This is a genomic window from Janthinobacterium sp. UMAB-60, from assembly GCF_900095235.1.
Lineage (GTDB): Bacteria > Pseudomonadota > Gammaproteobacteria > Burkholderiales > Burkholderiaceae_D > Janthinobacterium.
Genome location: NZ_LT607489.1, coordinates 218,465 through 234,602 on the forward strand (window position 1 = coordinate 218,465; position 16,138 = coordinate 234,602).

At 63.8% G+C, this 16,138-nt stretch carries 14 protein-coding genes; all 14 read left to right on the plus strand.

Annotated elements, in window-relative coordinates:
- Positions 1 to 151 precede the first annotated feature (151 nt).
- Genes mraZ through ftsA form a run of 14 tightly spaced genes read left to right on the plus strand, consistent with a single transcriptional unit; the run spans position 152 to position 16,067 of the window.
- A complete protein-coding gene (gene mraZ, locus K0F86_RS14930; RefSeq protein ID WP_219135091.1) occupies positions 152 to 580 on the plus strand; it encodes a division/cell wall cluster transcriptional repressor MraZ in 429 nt (142 codons plus the stop codon).
- 9 nt (positions 581 to 589) lie between these two features.
- Positions 590 to 1,561, plus strand: coding sequence for a 16S rRNA (cytosine(1402)-N(4))-methyltransferase RsmH (gene rsmH / locus K0F86_RS14935; protein ID WP_219135092.1), 972 nt, complete (start codon positions 590 to 592; stop codon positions 1,559 to 1,561).
- On the plus strand, positions 1,558 to 1,827 hold the full coding sequence (ftsL, locus tag K0F86_RS14940) for a cell division protein FtsL (RefSeq protein ID WP_034748894.1): 270 nt from the start codon (positions 1,558 to 1,560) through the stop codon (positions 1,825 to 1,827). The genes rsmH and ftsL overlap by 4 nt, the downstream gene beginning before the upstream one ends.
- Positions 1,827 to 3,605 carry a penicillin-binding protein 2 gene (locus K0F86_RS14945; RefSeq protein WP_219135093.1) on the plus strand — a complete coding sequence of 593 codons (1,779 nt, stop codon included), beginning with the start codon at positions 1,827 to 1,829 and terminating at the stop codon, positions 3,603 to 3,605. The genes ftsL and K0F86_RS14945 overlap by 1 nt, the downstream gene beginning before the upstream one ends.
- 8 nt (positions 3,606 to 3,613) lie before the next feature.
- A complete protein-coding gene (locus K0F86_RS14950) occupies positions 3,614 to 5,122 on the plus strand; it encodes a UDP-N-acetylmuramoyl-L-alanyl-D-glutamate--2,6-diaminopimelate ligase (RefSeq protein ID WP_219135094.1) in 1,509 nt (502 codons plus the stop codon).
- Entirely contained in the window at positions 5,122 to 6,552 is a 1,431-nt protein-coding gene (murF, locus tag K0F86_RS14955; RefSeq protein WP_219135096.1) for a UDP-N-acetylmuramoyl-tripeptide--D-alanyl-D-alanine ligase, read from the plus strand. Before K0F86_RS14950 ends, murF begins: the two co-directional genes overlap by 1 nt.
- A gap of 2 nt (positions 6,553 to 6,554) precedes the next feature.
- Positions 6,555 to 7,730, plus strand: a complete 1,176-nt coding sequence (mraY, locus tag K0F86_RS14960; protein ID WP_071079386.1) for a phospho-N-acetylmuramoyl-pentapeptide-transferase — start codon at positions 6,555 to 6,557, stop codon at positions 7,728 to 7,730.
- Positions 7,730 to 9,286 (plus strand): UDP-N-acetylmuramoyl-L-alanine--D-glutamate ligase, encoded by a 1,557-nt coding sequence (gene murD, locus K0F86_RS14965; RefSeq protein WP_219135097.1) that lies wholly within the window; start codon positions 7,730 to 7,732, stop codon positions 9,284 to 9,286. The genes mraY and murD overlap by 1 nt, the downstream gene beginning before the upstream one ends.
- Positions 9,286 to 10,497, plus strand: coding sequence for a putative lipid II flippase FtsW (gene ftsW / locus K0F86_RS14970; RefSeq protein ID WP_219135098.1), 1,212 nt, complete (start codon positions 9,286 to 9,288; stop codon positions 10,495 to 10,497). Before murD ends, ftsW begins: the two co-directional genes overlap by 1 nt.
- Positions 10,494 to 11,588, plus strand: a complete 1,095-nt coding sequence (gene murG, locus K0F86_RS14975; protein WP_219135099.1) for an undecaprenyldiphospho-muramoylpentapeptide beta-N-acetylglucosaminyltransferase — start codon at positions 10,494 to 10,496, stop codon at positions 11,586 to 11,588. Before ftsW ends, murG begins: the two co-directional genes overlap by 4 nt.
- Before the next feature lie 10 nt (positions 11,589 to 11,598).
- Complete coding sequence (gene murC / locus K0F86_RS14980) at positions 11,599 to 13,002, plus strand: UDP-N-acetylmuramate--L-alanine ligase (RefSeq protein WP_219135101.1); 1,404 nt, start codon at positions 11,599 to 11,601, stop codon at positions 13,000 to 13,002.
- 1 nt (position 13,003) lies between these two features.
- On the plus strand, positions 13,004 to 13,972 hold the full coding sequence (locus K0F86_RS14985; RefSeq protein ID WP_257572163.1) for a D-alanine--D-alanine ligase: 969 nt from the start codon (positions 13,004 to 13,006) through the stop codon (positions 13,970 to 13,972).
- Between the two features lies 1 nt (position 13,973).
- Entirely contained in the window at positions 13,974 to 14,792 is an 819-nt protein-coding gene (locus K0F86_RS14990; protein WP_219135102.1) for a cell division protein FtsQ/DivIB, read from the plus strand.
- A 42-nt stretch (positions 14,793 to 14,834) separates the two neighbouring features.
- A complete protein-coding gene (ftsA, locus tag K0F86_RS14995; RefSeq protein ID WP_010394955.1) occupies positions 14,835 to 16,067 on the plus strand; it encodes a cell division protein FtsA in 1,233 nt (410 codons plus the stop codon).
- The last annotated feature ends 71 nt before the right edge of the window (positions 16,068 to 16,138 follow it).

Genomic DNA, 16,138 nt, shown 5'->3' on the forward strand with positions numbered 1-16,138 from the left:
AATTCCTGTTTTGCCAATCGGAAACCGCTTGACCACTATCTTTGCTTACTCTAAAGTGGGCAACTGTGTGAAAAAGTGTGTTTTTGTGGGAAATTTCCCCTTTTCATCATGATGCGCAAGCGTCGCAACCCAAGCTCAAAAAAGGTCTTCCGTGTTTCAAGGCGCGTCCGCAATCAATCTCGATGCCAAAGGCAGGATGTCTATCCCTGCCAAGCACCGTGACGCGCTGGCGATTCAATGCGAAGGCCGTTTGACCCTGACCAAGCACCCCGATGGCTGCCTGCTGTTTTTCCCCCGTCCCGTGTGGGAAAGCCACCGCCAGCAAATCGCCGCCTGGCCCATGTCGGCGCGCGCCTGGCAGCGCATCTTCCTCGGCAACGCCGTCGACGTCGAACTGGACTCGGCCGGCCGCGTGCTGATCTCGCCCGAATTGCGCAACGCCGTGGGGCTGTCGCGCGAAGTCATGATGATCGGCATGGGCAGCCACTTTGAAATATGGGATGCCGCCAGGTTGGCCGACAAAGAACAGCAGGCGATCGATGCCGGCACCCCCGATGTACTTTCCAATTTTTCTTTCTAAGGCTCCGTAATGACACAACTCACGGTGCCGGAATTTCAGCATCGCACGGTGCTGCTCGATGAAGCGGTCGATGCGCTCGACCTGTCGGGCGACCGCGCGCACGGTATTTACGTCGATGGCACGTTTGGCCGCGGCGGGCATAGCCGATTGATTTTGTCGCGCCTGGCCGCTGATGCGCGCCTGATCGGCTTCGACAAGGATTTGCAAGCCATCGCCACGGCCGAACAGATCGGCGACCCCCGCTTTGAAATTGTCCATGACAGCTTTGCCACCATGACGGCCAGCCTGGCCGCGGGTGGCGTGCAGCAGGTGGACGGCATCTTGCTCGACCTGGGCATCTCGTCGCCGCAGGTCGACGACGCGGCGCGCGGTTTCAGCTTCCGCAACGACGGACCGCTGGACATGCGCATGGATACGACGCGCGGCATCTCCGCGGCCGAATGGCTGGCGGTGGAAACCGAGCAGAATTTAGAGAAAGTGATACGCGATTATGGGGAAGAACGGTTTGCTTTTCAGATTGCAAAGGCGATTGTTGCTGGCCGGGCAGTCCAGCCAATTTCAAGCACACGACAGCTTGCCGGCATCGTGGCAGGCGCCGTCAAGACCCGCGAGAAGGGTAAGGACCCCGCTACCCGCACCTTTCAGGCAATCCGCATTTTCATTAACAAAGAGCTCGAGGATCTCGAGATCGGTCTGAACCAGGCGTATGCCTGTCTGGCGCCCGGCGCGCGCATGGCCGTGATCAGTTTTCATTCGCTGGAAGACCGCATGGTCAAGCGCTTCTTCGCCTCGAAGGCGAACGTGGAGCAGCCTGACCGCCGCCTGCCGATCCGCGCGGTCGACTTGCCGCAGCCGGAAATGAAGCTGATATTGAAGATGAAGCCGTCCGATGCCGAGATCGAGGGCAACCCGCGTTCGCGTTCGGCCGTGATGCGCGTGGCGCAGCGTTTGCCCATTCCAGTCAGTGGCGGCGTCCGATGACTGGCAAGCTGTGTGTCGTGCTGTCGGCGCTGCTGGTGTGCTGCGGCCTGTCGCTGGTGAACGCGCAGTACCAGTCGCGCCACCTGCTGATCGACCTGGAGCGCGCGCAAGCGCTGTCGCGCCAGCTCGACATCGACTGGGCACAACTGCAGCTGGATCAGTCCACTTTGGGCAAGCATGAACGCATCGAATCGATCGCACGGCGCGACCTGAGCATGACGCCGCTGACGGCGGCGCGTACGCAATACCTGACGGAGGGCGAATAATGAAGTTGGGCGGTAACAGCAACGGCCGGGTGGCGGCATCGAAAGGCGTGCCATTCTCGAAGAACCCCGTACTGGCAGTGCGTCTGCCCGTCTGGCGTTCGCGCGTCGTGCTGTTCCTGCTGTTCTTCGCTTTCGCCGGCCTGGGCGCGCGCGCCCTGTGGCTGCAGGGCGTGTCGACGCAGTTTTTGCAAAAGCAGGGCAAGGCGCGCTATGAGCGCACGCTGGAATTGCCGGCCACGCGCGGCAAGATCACCGACCGCAACGGCCAGGTGCTGGCGTCGTCCGTGCCCGTGAAAGCCATCTGGGCCATTCCCGACGACGTGCTGCAGGCGTCGCCCGAAAAAATCAACGCGCTGGCCGGCCTGCTGGAAATGAACGTCAACGAATTGCGCAAGAAGCTCGATTCGGACCGCAGCTTCGTTTACCTGAAACGCCAGGTCGAGATGGACGTGGCCGACAAGATCTCCAAGCTGGGCATCGACGGCATCGACGAGCGCAAGGAATACAAGCGCTTCTATCCACAGGGCGAAGTGATGACCCACGTGGTGGGCTTTACCAACGTGGAAGACGTGGGCCAGGAAAGCATGGAACTGGCGCAGCAGAAAACCCTCGTCGGCACCACCGGTAGCCGCCGCGTGATCAAGGACCGCCTGGGCCACATCGTCGAAGACATCGGCTTCATCCACGAACCGCATGACGGCAAGGACCTGACCCTGTCCGTCGACAGCAAGATCCAGTACATCGCCTTCACGCAGTTGAAGGAAGCGGTGGAAAAATTCAATGCCAAGGCCGGCGGCGCCGTGGTGCTCGACGTGCACACGGGCGAAGTGCTGGCCCTGGCCAACTACCCGAGCTACGACCCGAACGACCGCCGCAAGCTCACGGGCCAGCAGCTGCGCAACCGCGTCATGACCGACACCTTTGAACCCGGTTCGACCCTGAAGCCGATCACCGTCTCGCTGGCGCTCGACACGGGCCGGGTCAAGCCGACCACCCTGATCGACACGGGCCCGGGCCGCTACACCATCGCCGACCGCACCATTACCGACACCAAGCCGCACGGCGTGATCAGTGTCTCCGAAATCATCGAGATGTCGTCGAACATCGGCACCTCGAAAATCGCGCTGGGCATGCCGTCGCAGGAAATGTGGGAAATGTTTACCAAGGTGGGCTTCGGCCAGCAGCCGAAATGGGGCTTCCCCGGCGCCGTGGCCGGCCGCGTGCGTCCGTATAAATCGTGGCGCCCGGTGGAGCAGGCCACCATGAGCTACGGTAACGGCATTTCCGTGTCGCTGATCCAGCTGGCGCGCTCCTACATGATGTTCGCGCGCGATGGCGACACGATCCCCCTGTCATTCCAGAAGGTCAATGAGCTGCCCGTGGGCCAGCAGGTGATCAAGCCGAAGACGGCCGCCGAAATGCGCGCCATGCTGGAACTGGTGGTCTCCGGCGCGCACGGCTCGGCCAAGCGCGCCCAGGTCGCCGGCTACAGAGTCGGCGGCAAGACGGGCACCGCCTACAAGGTGGAAAACGGCCGCTATGCGATGCCGCGCAAATACATCGGCTCTTTCGTGGGCATGGTGCCGATGTCGGCGCCGCGCTTCATCATTGCCGTGATGATCGATGAACCGACCGGCGCTGCCCACTATGGCGGCCAGGTTGCCGCTCCCGCTTTCGCGGCGATTGCGACCAACGCGCTGCGCGCGATGAACGTACCGCCCGATTCCTCCGTTACCGAAATCGTGGTCCCGGCCAATGCCGGCCCGGAGGCCATGTGAAGTCACTCATGACCATACAAGACATCAGTTTGTGGATCAAAGCGGCTGCCCCGTCCGGGCAGCTGACGTCCGACTCGCGCCGCGTGCAAAGCGGCGACGTGTTTTTCGCCTATGCGGGCGCCACCGATTTTATCGCCGCTGCCATCGCGCAGGGCGCCGCCGCCATCGTGCATGACGCCGTGGAATGGAACGCCGCATGGAATGTGCCTCACCTGCTGGTCAGCGACCTGAAACGCCTGGCCGGCCCCGTGGCGCATGCTTTTTACGACATGCCCGACAGTGCCATGTTCAGTGCCGGCGTGACGGGCACGAATGGCAAGACCTCGTGCGCGCTGTGGCTGGCGCAGGCGCTGGCACGCCTCGGTGTAACCTCGTCCGTCATTGGGACTTTGGGCGTGGGCCTGTGCAAGCCGCGCGGCGCCATCGAATTCGACGTCACCGGCTACACCACGCCCGACGCCGTGCTGCTGGCGCGCAAACTGGCCGCCATGCGCGACGCCGGCGCCAAAGCCGTTGCCATCGAAGTGTCGTCGATCGGCCTGGACCAGGAACGCGCGGCCGGCATGCATTTCGATGTCGCCATGTTCACCAATTTGACGCGCGACCACCTCGATTACCATGGCGACATGGCCACCTACGAGGCCGCCAAAGTCAAGCTGTTCGACTGGCCCGGCCTGAAAACGGCCGTCATCAACCTCGATGACGCCATGGGCTTGCGCCTGGCGGCGCACGTGGACGGCAAGCTGGCGGGCGAATATCCCGTCATCGGCTATACCTTGCAGGATGCAGCCAGCCAGCCGGACTTGCCGGGTGTGCTGATGCTGCGCGCCAGCCAGTTCCGCAGCCGCAATGCCGGCACCGACTTCCACCTGGAATGCGCGCTGGGCGTGGCGCTGGTCAAGACGCAACTGGTGGGGCACTTCAATATCAGCAATGCGCTGGCCGTGCTGGGCGCGTTGCTGGCGCACGGCACCGGCCTGCGCGCCGCCATCGACGGCATCGAATCCTTGCAGCCGGCCCCGGGCCGCATGCAGCAGGTGGGCGGCCAGGAAGCGCCGATGGTCGTCATCGATTACGCGCATACGCCGGACGCGCTGGAAAAGACCCTGGCCGCCTTGCGCCAGGTGGCGCAGGAACGTGGCGGCCAGCTGTGGTGCGTGTTCGGCTGCGGCGGCGACCGCGATCCGGGCAAGCGTCCGCAGATGGGCGCCATCGCGCAGCTGGCCGATCACGTGCTGGTCACCAGCGACAATCCGCGCAGCGAAGATCCGCACGCCATCATCGCGCAGATCGTCGCCGGCATGCGTGCCGACGGCCCGCAGCCGCAGGCCATCGAAGATCGCGCCGCGGCCATCCTGTCGGCCATCAAGCACGCCGCCAAGCCGGACGTGATCCTGTTGGCGGGCAAGGGCCATGAGCCGTACCAGGAAATCAAGGGCAAGAAACTGCCGTTCTCCGACGCCGATCATGCGCAGCTTGCCCTGTCCGCGCGCCTGACCATGATGAGGACGAACTGATGCGCGGCACCCTGACAGAACTGATGCCGTCGCTGGACGGCGCGCAGCTGACGGGCGACGCCGTTTTTGACGGCGTGTCCACCGACAGCCGCAGCGCCCAAGCCGGATCGCTCTTCGTCGCCTTGCGCGGCGAGAGTTTCGACGCCCACGATTTCCTCGAGCAGGTGGCCACGCGCGGCGTCGCCGCCGTGGTGGTCGAGCGCCTGCCCGCAGGCTGGGACAGCGGCAAGGTAGCGGCCATCGTGGTGCCCGATACCCTGGTCGCGCTGGGCCGCATCGCCAATTTCTGGCGCGGCCGTTTCAATGTGCCCGTCATCGGCGTCACCGGCAGCAATGGCAAGACCACCGTCAAGGAGATGATTTCGTCGATCCTGGCGGCGGCCTTTGGCGAAGAAGCGCGCCTGGCCACGCGCGGCAATCTGAATAACGAGATCGGCGTGCCATTGACCCTGTTCCGCCTGAATGTAGAACACAAGGCGGCCGTCATCGAGATGGGCATGAACCATCCGGGCGAAATCGCGCGCCTGGCGGCAATCGCCGCGCCGACCCTGGCGATGGTCAACAACGCGCAGCGCGAGCACCAGGAATTCATGCATACGGTGGCAGCGGTGGCGCGCGAGAACGGCGCGGCGCTGGCGGCATTGGCCGACGACGGCGTGGCCGTCTTCCCGCACGGCGATGAATTCACGCCCGTGTGGCGCGAGCTGGCCGGCGCGCGCGCCGTCATCACCTTCGGCCTGTCGAAAGAGGCGGACGTGAGCTGCACGCATCGCGCGGCCGAGGATTTTGGCAGCGACATGTTCGTCAGCGTGCGCGCGCAGGACGGCAGCTTGCGCCAGTTCTTCGTCGGCTTGCAGGCGGCGGGCGAGCACAATGTGCGCAATGCGCTGGCGGCCGTGGCATGCGCCGTGGGCGCGGGCATCGCCATCGACCATATCAAGCAGGGCCTGGAGGCGTTCGCGCCCGTGAATGGCCGCCTGCAGAAAAAACGTGCCGCCAACGGCGCCACCATCATCGACGACACGTATAACGCCAATCCGGATTCGGCGCGCGCGGCCATCGATGTGCTGGCGCAGGCAGCAAAGCCGCGCATCCTGGTGCTGGGCGAGATGGGCGAAGTCGGCACGCAGGGGCAGCAGTTCCACGAAGAGATCGGCGCCTACGCCGCCGCCAAAGGCATCGAACACGTGCTGGCGACGGGCGGCCTGGCGCGCCATCTGGTGAATGCGGCGCAGGCTGCCGCCAGCCAGGAATCAGGCACGGTCGTGGAGTATTTCGAACAGTTCGACGGTTTGCTGGCGGCGCTTGATGCGCATTTGTCCGGCCGTTCGGATGCAACAGTATTAATCAAGGGCTCCCGCTTCATGAAGATGGAACGGGCCGTGCAGCATTTGATTGGTTCAAACAACAATAACAAGGAAGCTCACTAATCATGCTGCTCTGGCTCGCTCATTATTTCCAGGACGACATTGGCCCATTGCGGGTCTTTAACTTCATCACTTTCCGCGCCGTCTTCGCCACCCTGACGGCGATTTTGATCGGCCTGTGCGCCGGTCCCGCCGTGATCCGCATGCTCACGCGCATGAAGGTCGGCCAGGCCGTGCGCACGGACGGCCCGCAGACGCACCTGAAAAAACACGGCACGCCCACCATGGGCGGTGTGCTGATCCTGATCGCCATCGGCATTTCCACCCTGCTGTGGGCCGACCTGTCGAACCGCTTCATCTGGCCGGTCCTGATCGTCACCCTGGGCTTTGGCGCCGTCGGCTGGGCCGACGACTACCGCAAGGTGGTGCACCAGGATCCGGAAGGCATGCGCTCGCGTGAAAAATACTTCTGGCAGTCGCTGATCGGCATCGTCGCCGCGTTTTACCTGGCGTTCTCCGTCTCCGTGTCGGAACCGGACGCGGGCCACGTGTGGAATCTGATCTACGCCTGGGTGCAGTCGGGCTTCGCCATGGACCTGCCGCCGAAAGCCGATCTGATCGTGCCCTTCTTTAAAACCATCAGCTATCCGCTGGGCGTGTGGGGCTTCATCGCGCTGACCTATTGCGTCATCGTCGGCACCAGCAACGCCGTCAATTTCACCGATGGCCTCGATGGCCTGGCCATCATGCCGACCGTGATGGTGGGTACGGCCCTGGGCCTGTTCGCCTACCTGACGGGTAACGCCACGTATGCGCGCTACCTGTTCATTCCGCACATTCCAGGCGCCGGCGAACTGGTGATCTTCTGCGGCGCGCTGGCCGGTTCCGGCCTGGCCTTCCTCTGGTATAACACGCACCCCGCGAAAGTGTTCATGGGCGACGTGGGCGCGCTGGCACTGGGCGGCGCGCTGGGCACCGTGGCCGTCATCGTGCGCCAGGAAATCGTCCTGTTCATCATGGGCGGCATCTTCGTCGTCGAAACGCTGTCCGTGATCATCCAGGTCGTCTGGTTCAAGTACACCAAGAAGCGCTATGGCGCTGGCCGCCGCGTTTTCCTGATGGCGCCACTGCATCACCATTTTGAACAAAAAGGCTGGAAAGAGACGCAGGTTGTCGTGCGTTTCTGGATCATCACCATGATGCTGGTGCTGCTCGGCCTGACCACCTTGAAGCTGCGCTGATGATGTACGACGCTAAAACCGCACTGGTACTGGGCCTTGGGGAGTCGGGCCTGGCCATGGCCCTGTGGCTGGCCCGCAGCGGTGCGACCGTGCGCGTGGCCGATACAAGGGAAACCCCTGAGCGCCTGGCCGCGCTGCAGACCGCCGTGCCGCAGGCGCGGTTCATCGCCGGCGCCTTCACGGCCGAGCTGCTCGATGGCGTCGATTTCGTCGCCGTCAGCCCCGGCCTGGCGCCGCAGCGCGAACTGGCGCAGATCGCGCCGGCCGCAGCCGAGAAAAATATCCCCGTGTGGGGCGAGATCGAACTGTTCGCCCAAGCCTTGGCCGCGCTCAAGGCGGAACGCGGCTATGCGCCGAAAGTCATCGCCATCACGGGCACCAACGGCAAGACGACGGTCACCAGTCTGGTGGGCCTGCTGTGCGAACGCGCCGGATTGGTCACGCGCGTGGCCGGCAATATCAGCCCGGCCGCGCTGGACGTGCTGCGCGAAGTGCTCGATGCCGAGCCCGCGCCGCTGCCGCTCGATGCGGACGCTGAAGCGGCGGAACCGGTCGCCAGCACCTTGCCGCAAGCGTGGATTTTGGAGTTGTCCAGCTTCCAGCTGCACACGACGTTCAGCCTGCAGGCCGATGCGGCCACGGTCCTGAATCTGTCGCAGGACCACCTGGACTGGCATGGCGACATGGCCTCCTATGCGAGCGACAAGGCGCGCATCTTCGGCGACCAGACCGTGCGCATCCTGAACCGCGACGATGCGGCAGTTATGCACATGGCCGATCCGCTGGCCGCGACGATCACCTTCGGCACGGGCGAACCGGCGGAAGTCGACAGCTTTGGCCTGGTGAATGAACGCGGCATCTTCTGGCTGGCGCAAGCCGTGCCCAGCGAAGAAGTCATCGAGAAAAAACGCCGGAAGAACGATCCGGCGCCGGAACCGGTGCCGACGATGGCCAAGAAACTGATGCCGGCCGACGCGCTGAAGATCCGCGGCCAGCACAATGCCTCGAATGCGCTGGCGGCGCTGGCCCTGTGCCGCGCCATCGGCCTGCCGTTCGCGCCGCTGCTGCATGGCTTGCGCGAGTACCAGGGCGAGCCGCACCGGGTGGAACTGATCACCGCCGTGAATGAAGTCGAATACTACGACGACAGCAAGGGCACCAATGTGGGCGCGACCGTGGCTGCGTTGTCCGGCCTGGGCAAGGCGTTTGGCGGCGCGGAACAGCGTTTGGTGCTGATCGCCGGCGGTGACGGCAAGGGGCAGGATTTTTCGCCGCTGGCTGAACCCGTGTCGCGCTACGTGCGTGCCGTGGTGCTGATCGGCCGCGATGCGCCAGCGCTGCGCGCTGCTCTGGAGCCGGCTGGCGTGGATATCATCGACTGCGCCACCTTGCCGGAAGCCGTCAAGCGCGCCAGCAGCCTGGCGCAGGCCGGCGATGCCGTGCTGCTGTCGCCCGCCTGCGCCAGCCTGGACATGTTCAAGAACTATGCGCACCGCGCGCAGGTGTTTGTCGACGCCGTGCGCGACATCGCGCTGGAAAACGGACAGGATATCTGATGGCCTTCCAACTGCCCTTCAGCTTTGGTTCCGGCTCGGCTGCCAAGCCGCTGGATAGCCGTGCGCGGCAATCGAAGATGATGGACTATGACAAGCCGCTGGTGTGGGTGGTCCTGCTGCTCATGTTGCTGGGCATGGTAATGGTGTATTCGGCGTCGATCTCGCTGTCGGACGCGCGCAAGTTCGCCGCTTACACGAACAATTACTTCGTCGTGCGCCAGGCATTGTTCATCGGTATATCGATCATCGTCGCCGCGCTGGTGTTTCGCATCCGCGTCGCTACCTGGCAAAAGATCGCGCCGTGGCTGTTCATCGGCACCCTGGTGCTGCTGGTGATGGTCTTGATACCGGGCCTGGGCGTGTCGGTCAACGGCGGTCGCCGCTGGCTGAACCTGCCGGGCCTGCGGCCGCAGCCGTCCGAGCTGATGAAGGTGGTGATGGTGCTGTACGCGGCCGATTACACGGTGCGCAAGCAGGAATACATGCACAAGCTGACCAAGGGCTTCATGCCGATGGCGCTGGCTGTGAGCTTCGTCGGCCTGCTGCTGCTGATGGAGCCCGATCTGGGTGCTTTCGGCGTGATCGTCTGCATCGCCATGGGTATCCTGTTCCTGGGCGGCGTCAACGCCATCTGGTTCGGCGGCATCGGCGCCATGCTGACGGCGATCTTCGTCACCATCATCGCCTTGTCGAAATTCCGCCGCGAGCGGTTTTTCGCGTATCTCGATCCGTGGCAGGAAGACAATGCCCTGAACAAGGCTTACCAGCTGACGCACTCGCTGATCGCCTTCGGGCGCGGCGAACTGTTTGGCGTGGGCCTGGGCGGCAGCGTGGAAAAGCTGCACTACCTGCCCGAAGCGCATACGGACTTCTTGCTGGCCGTGATCGGCGAGGAACTGGGACTGGTGGGCGTGCTGATCGTGATCGGCATGTTCTACTGGATTATCAAGCGCGCGTTCGACATCGGCCGCCAGGCGATCGCCATCGACCAGACCTTCGCGGGACTGACGGCGAAAGGCATCGCCATCTGGATCGGCGTGCAGACCTTCATCAACATGGGCGTGAACCTGGGCCTGCTGCCGACCAAGGGCCTGACTTTGCCCCTGATGAGTTATGGCGGCACGGGCGTACTGATTAACTGTATCGGCCTGGCGATCTTGCTGCGCATCGATTACGAAAACCGGATCCTGATGCGCGGAGGCCGGCTATGAACAACGTGACGAACTTGAAAACGACGAAAAGACTGATGATCATGGCGGCCGGCACCGGCGGCCATATTTTCCCGGGCCTGGCGATTGCGCAGACCATGCGCGCGCGCGGCTGGGAAGTGAGCTGGCTGGGCACGACCCATGGCATGGAGCAGGAACTGGTGCCGAAGAGCGGCATTCCCATGGACGCCATCGAATTTTCCGGCATGCGCGGCAAGGGCCTGGCGCATACGCTCAAAGGCGGCTTCAGGATGCTGGCCAGCCTCTTTGCCATCCGCCGCTTCATCGCCAGCCGCAAGCCGGACGTGGTGATGGGCATGGGCGGCTACGTCACCGTGCCTGGCGGCCTGATGGCGCGCCTGAAGGGCGTGCCGCTGGTGCTGGTCAATGCCGATGCGGCGCTGCTGTTGTCGAACAAGACGCTGGTGCCGCTGGCGCAGCAGGTGTGCTTCGGTTTCCCCGCCGATTTCGGCAGCGCCGCCGGCAAGGCCGTCGTCACGGGCAATCCCGTGCGCGCCGAGATCCTCGCCATGGCGCCGCCGGCCTCGCGTTTCGCGGGCCGCAGCGGGCCGCTGCGCATCCTGGTGGTGGGCGGCAGCCTGGGCGCGAAAGCGCTGAACGACAATCTGCCTGCCGCGCTGGCACTGATGCCGGAGGGCGTACGTCCGCGGGTGACGCACCAGTCGGGCAAGAAGAATATCGACGCCCTGCATGCCGCGTATGCGCAGGCGGGCGTGCAAGCCAATGTGGTCGACTTCATCGACGACATGGCCAGGGCGTATACCGAGGCCGACCTGGTGATTTGCCGCGCAGGCGCCATCACTCTGTCGGAATTGACGGCGGCCGGCGTGGCCAGCGTGCTCGTGCCGCTGGTGGCGTCGACCACGAGTCACCAGCGCGACAATGCGCAATGGATGGCAAAACAAGGCGCGGCGATTCATCTGCCGCAGACGGAAATGAGTGCGGCGTCGCTGAGCACCCTGCTGGCGTCCTTGACGCGCGACAGCTGCCAGCAGATGGCGCAGGCGGCACTGGCAGCAGGCAAGCGCGACGCCAATGAGGCGATCGCACACGTATTGGAAAAACTGGCATGAGGTTAGCTCTGTGAAGCATAAAGTAAACAATATCCACTTTGTCGGCATTGGCGGCAGCGGCATGAGCGGCATCGCCGAAGTGCTGGTCAACCTCGGCTACAAGGTGTCGGGTTCCGACCTGGGCAGCAATGCGGCGACGCAGCGCCTGGCGAGCCTGGGCGCGACTGTCATGCTCGGCCACGCGGCCGAGAATATCGGCGACGCCGACGCGGTGGTGACATCGGGCGCCGTCCCGCAAGACAATCCGGAAGTGGTGGCCGCGCGCGCGCGCAAGATCCCGCTGGTGCCGCGCGCCGTGATGCTCGGTGAATTGATGCGTTTGAAACGCGGCATCGCCATCGCGGGCACGCACGGCAAGACGACGACCACCAGCCTGGTCGCGTCCGTGCTGGCGCAGGGCGGCCTCGACCCGACTTTCGTCATCGGCGGACGCCTGACCAGCGCGGGCGCGAACGCCAAGCTGGGCTCGGGCGACTACCTGGTGGCCGAAGCGGACGAATCGGACGCCTCGTTCCTGAACCTGACGCCGATGATCGAAGTGATCACGAATATCGACGCCGATCACATGGACACCTACGAGCACGATTTCGAAAAGCTCAAGCAGGCCTTCGTGCAGTTCACGCACCGTTTGCCTTTCTATGGCCGCGCCATGTTGTGCATCGACGATCCGCACGTGCGCGCCATCATCCCCTTCGTGACCAAGCCGGTCACCACCTACGGCTTCGCGGAAGATGCCGAAGTGCGCGCCATCAATGCGCGCGCCGTGGGCCTGGAAATGCATTTCACCGTGCTGCAGGAAGGCTATCCCGACCTCGACGTGGTGCTGAACCAGCCCGGCATGCACAATGTGCAGAATGCCTGTTCGGCGATCGCTATCGCGCGCGAAATCGGCATCGCCGACAGCGCCACGCAGCAGGGCCTGGCGGAGTTTTCCGGCGTGGGCCGGCGCTTCACGCGCTATGGCGACGTGGCGCTGCCGAACGGCGGCAGCTTCGCCCTGGTCGACGATTTCGGCCACCATCCGGTGGAAACGGAAGTCACCCTGGCCGCCGCGCGCGCCGCCTATCCTGGCCGCCGCCTGGTGCTGGCGTTCCAGCCGCACCGCTACAGCCGCACGCGCGACCTGTTCGAAGATTTCGTCAAGGTGCTCGGTGCGCCCGACGTGCTGCTGCTGTCCGAAGTGTATGCGGCGGGCGAAGCGCCTATCGTCGCCGCCGACGGCCGCGCCCTGGCGCATGCGCTGCGCGCGCGCGGCAAGATCGAACCGATTTTCGTCGAGTCCATGACGGACATGGCCGACACCATCATGAGCGTGGCGCGCGACGGCGACGTCGTGCTGACCATGGGCGCCGGCTCGATCAGCGGCATCCCGCAACAACTGACAACGTATCAATCTCACACTGCAAAGGCCTGACGTGAACCAAGCTTCAGCTATCGACGTTAAACAATTGGGCAAGGTCGGCGTCCTGTTCGGCGGCCGCTCGGCCGAGCGCGAAGTGTCGCTGATGTCCGGCGCGGGCGTGCTGGCCGCGTTGAAAAGCCGTGGCGTGGACGCGCATGGCTTCGACACGGGCGAACGCAGCCTGGCGGAACTGGCCGCAGAAAAATTTGACCGCGTCTTCATCGCGCTGCACGGCCGCTTCGGCGAAGACGGCAGCCTGCAGGGCGCGCTGGAACAACTGGGCATTCCCTACACGGGCAGCGGCGTGATGGCTTGCTCGGTGGGCATGGACAAGGTTTACACCAAGATGATCTGGCTGATGCACGAGCTGCCGACGCCGAAGTACGCGGTGCTGGACGACAGCTCCGACCTGGCCAAGGTCGCCGCGCAACTGGGCTTGCCGCTGATCGTCAAGCCGCCGCATGAAGGTTCGAGCATCGGCATCACGACCGTCAATGAGGCGTCGGCCTTCCAGGCGGCCTATGACATCGCCGCCGGTCTCGATGATTCGGTGCTGGCCGAGGAATTCATCAAGGGCCGCGAGTTTACCGTCGCGATCCTGGGCAAGGGCGCCGCGGCGCGCGCGCTGCCGCCGATTGAAATCGTCGCTCCGCAAGGCAATTACGATTACCAGAACAAGTACTTCACGGACGATACGCAGTATTTCTGCCCGCCGCAGCTGGACCCGGCGATCATCGCCGAGATGGAACGCATCGCCCTGGCAGCGTACCGCGCCCTCGGCTGCGAAGGCTGGGGACGGGTCGATGTGCTGATGCGCGCGGCCGACAGCAAGCTGTTTTTGCTGGAAGTGAATACCTCGCCCGGCATGACGGGCCACTCGCTCGTGCCGATGGCGGCGCGCGCGGAAGGCACCTGCTATGAAGACCTGTGCCTGGAAATCGTTTCCGGCGCAAGCCTGAAAATGCACAAGGGACAGCGCTGATATGTGGCATGACGCTAAAAGCCTGAATACGACTGCCAACGGCTTGTTGGCCGCGGTTCTGGTCGTATGCGTGGCGGCCGGCGTCTGGTGGGTGTCGCAGCGTCCCATGTTCGACCTGCGCAGCATCAAGGTGGAAAGTGTGGACGACAAGGGTCTGCGTCACGTGAATTACCTGACCCTGCGCAGCGGTACCTTGGGCCGCATCAAGGGCAATTTCTTCACGACCAACCTGGAAAGCGTGCGCGGCGTGTTCGAATCGGTGCCCTGGGTGCGCCGTGCCAGCGTGCGGCGCGAGTGGCCGAACCAGCTGATCGTGGCGCTGGAAGAACACGAAGCGCTGGGCACCTGGGGCGAGGATGGACGTCTGCTGTCGGTCAAGGGCGACGTGTTTACGGCCAATGTGGCCGAAGCCGAAGATGACCATGAATTGCCTGCCTTCGCCGGCCCCGATGGCAGCGAGAAGGAAGTGCTGGCCACCTACGTGCAGCTGGCAAAGTGGTTTTCACCTTTGAAGATGGTGCCTGAATCGCTGTCGCTGTCGAGCCGCTATGCGTGGACGGTGAAACTGGATAACGGCATGAGCGTGGCGCTCGGGCGCGAGCAGAATCATACGACCCTGAAGGCGCGGGTCGACCGGCTGGTGGGCATCTACCCGCAGCTGGCGAGCCGGCTGGAGAATATCGACACGATCGATATGCGCTACCAGAATGGCCTGGCGCTCAGTTCCGCCGGCCTGGTGATACCGGCCGAAGGCAAGGATGGCAGGCCGGCGCCGGCGATCAGGAAGAAGAATGGCAGTCCGATTAAAAAACCGACTTAACCCAATAATTTTAATTTATAGCCCATACAGTAGGCGACAGAAATGACAAAAGACGCGAAAAACCTGATCGTCGGCCTCGACATCGGCACCTCGAAAGTGGTGGCGGTGGTAGCCGAAGTGATGTCCGACGGACGCCACGAAGTGATCGGGCTGGGCCAGCACGAATCGAAGGGCCTGAAAAAGGGCGTGGTGGTCAATATCGAGGCCACGGTGGAATCCATCCAGCGCGCGCTGGAAGAGGCCGAGCTGATGGCTGACTGCAAGATCCGCAATGTGTACGCGGGCATTGCGGGCAGCCATATCCGCAGCTTCAATTCCAGCGGCATGGTGGCCATCAAGGACAAGGAAGTGACGGCGACCGACGTGGCGCGCGTCATCGAGACGGCAAAAGCGGTTAACATTCCGACCGATCAGCAATTGCTGCACACGGTGCCGCAAGAGTTCATCGTCGACAGCCAGGAAGATGTGCGCGAGCCTATCGGCATGAGCGGCATCCGCCTGGAAGTGAAGGTGCATATCGTCACCGGAGCCGTGTCGGCGGTGCAGAACATCGTCAAGTGCGTGCGCCGCTGCGGCCTGGAAGTGTCGGACCTGATCCTGCAGCCGATGGCGTCTGCCGATGCGGTGCTCACGCCCGACGAGAAGGAACTGGGCGTGGTGCTGATCGACATCGGCGGCGGCACGACCGATGTGGCGGTATTCTCCGATGGCGCGATCCGCCATACGGCAGTCATTCCCATCGCCGGCGACCAGATCACCAACGACATCGCCATGGCCTTGCGTACCCCGACCGCGGAAGCGGAAGAAATCAAGATCCGCTATGGCGTGGCCAAGCAGGTCCTGGCCGACCCTGGCGAATCGCTGGAAGTGCCAGGCTTGGGCGACCGCGGCCCGCGCAACCTGTCGCGCCAGGCGCTGGCGGCAGTGATCGAGCCGCGCGTCGAGGAACTGTTCGCGATGGTGCACCAGGTGGTGCGCGAATCCGGTTATGAAGGCGTGCTGTCGTCGGGCATCGTGCTCACGGGCGGCACGTCCATCATGCCCGGCATGGTGGAAATGGCGGAAGACATTTTCCTGAAACCGGCGCGCCTGGGCACGCCCGAGTATCGGGGCCAGCTGGCCGACGTGGTGCGCAGTCCGCGCTATGCCACGGTATTGGGCCTGCTGCTGGAAGCGAAGAAGCAATACCTGCGCGGCCACATTGTGACGCGTCAGGACGGCTCGGTGAAGGCAGTCTGGCAGCGCATGAAGGAATGGTTTTTAGGCAATTTTTAAGGGCGTACTTCAAGCCCGGCAGCACAGGTTTTTTGGCAGCATCGCAGGTACACACACATAACTTTATTTTA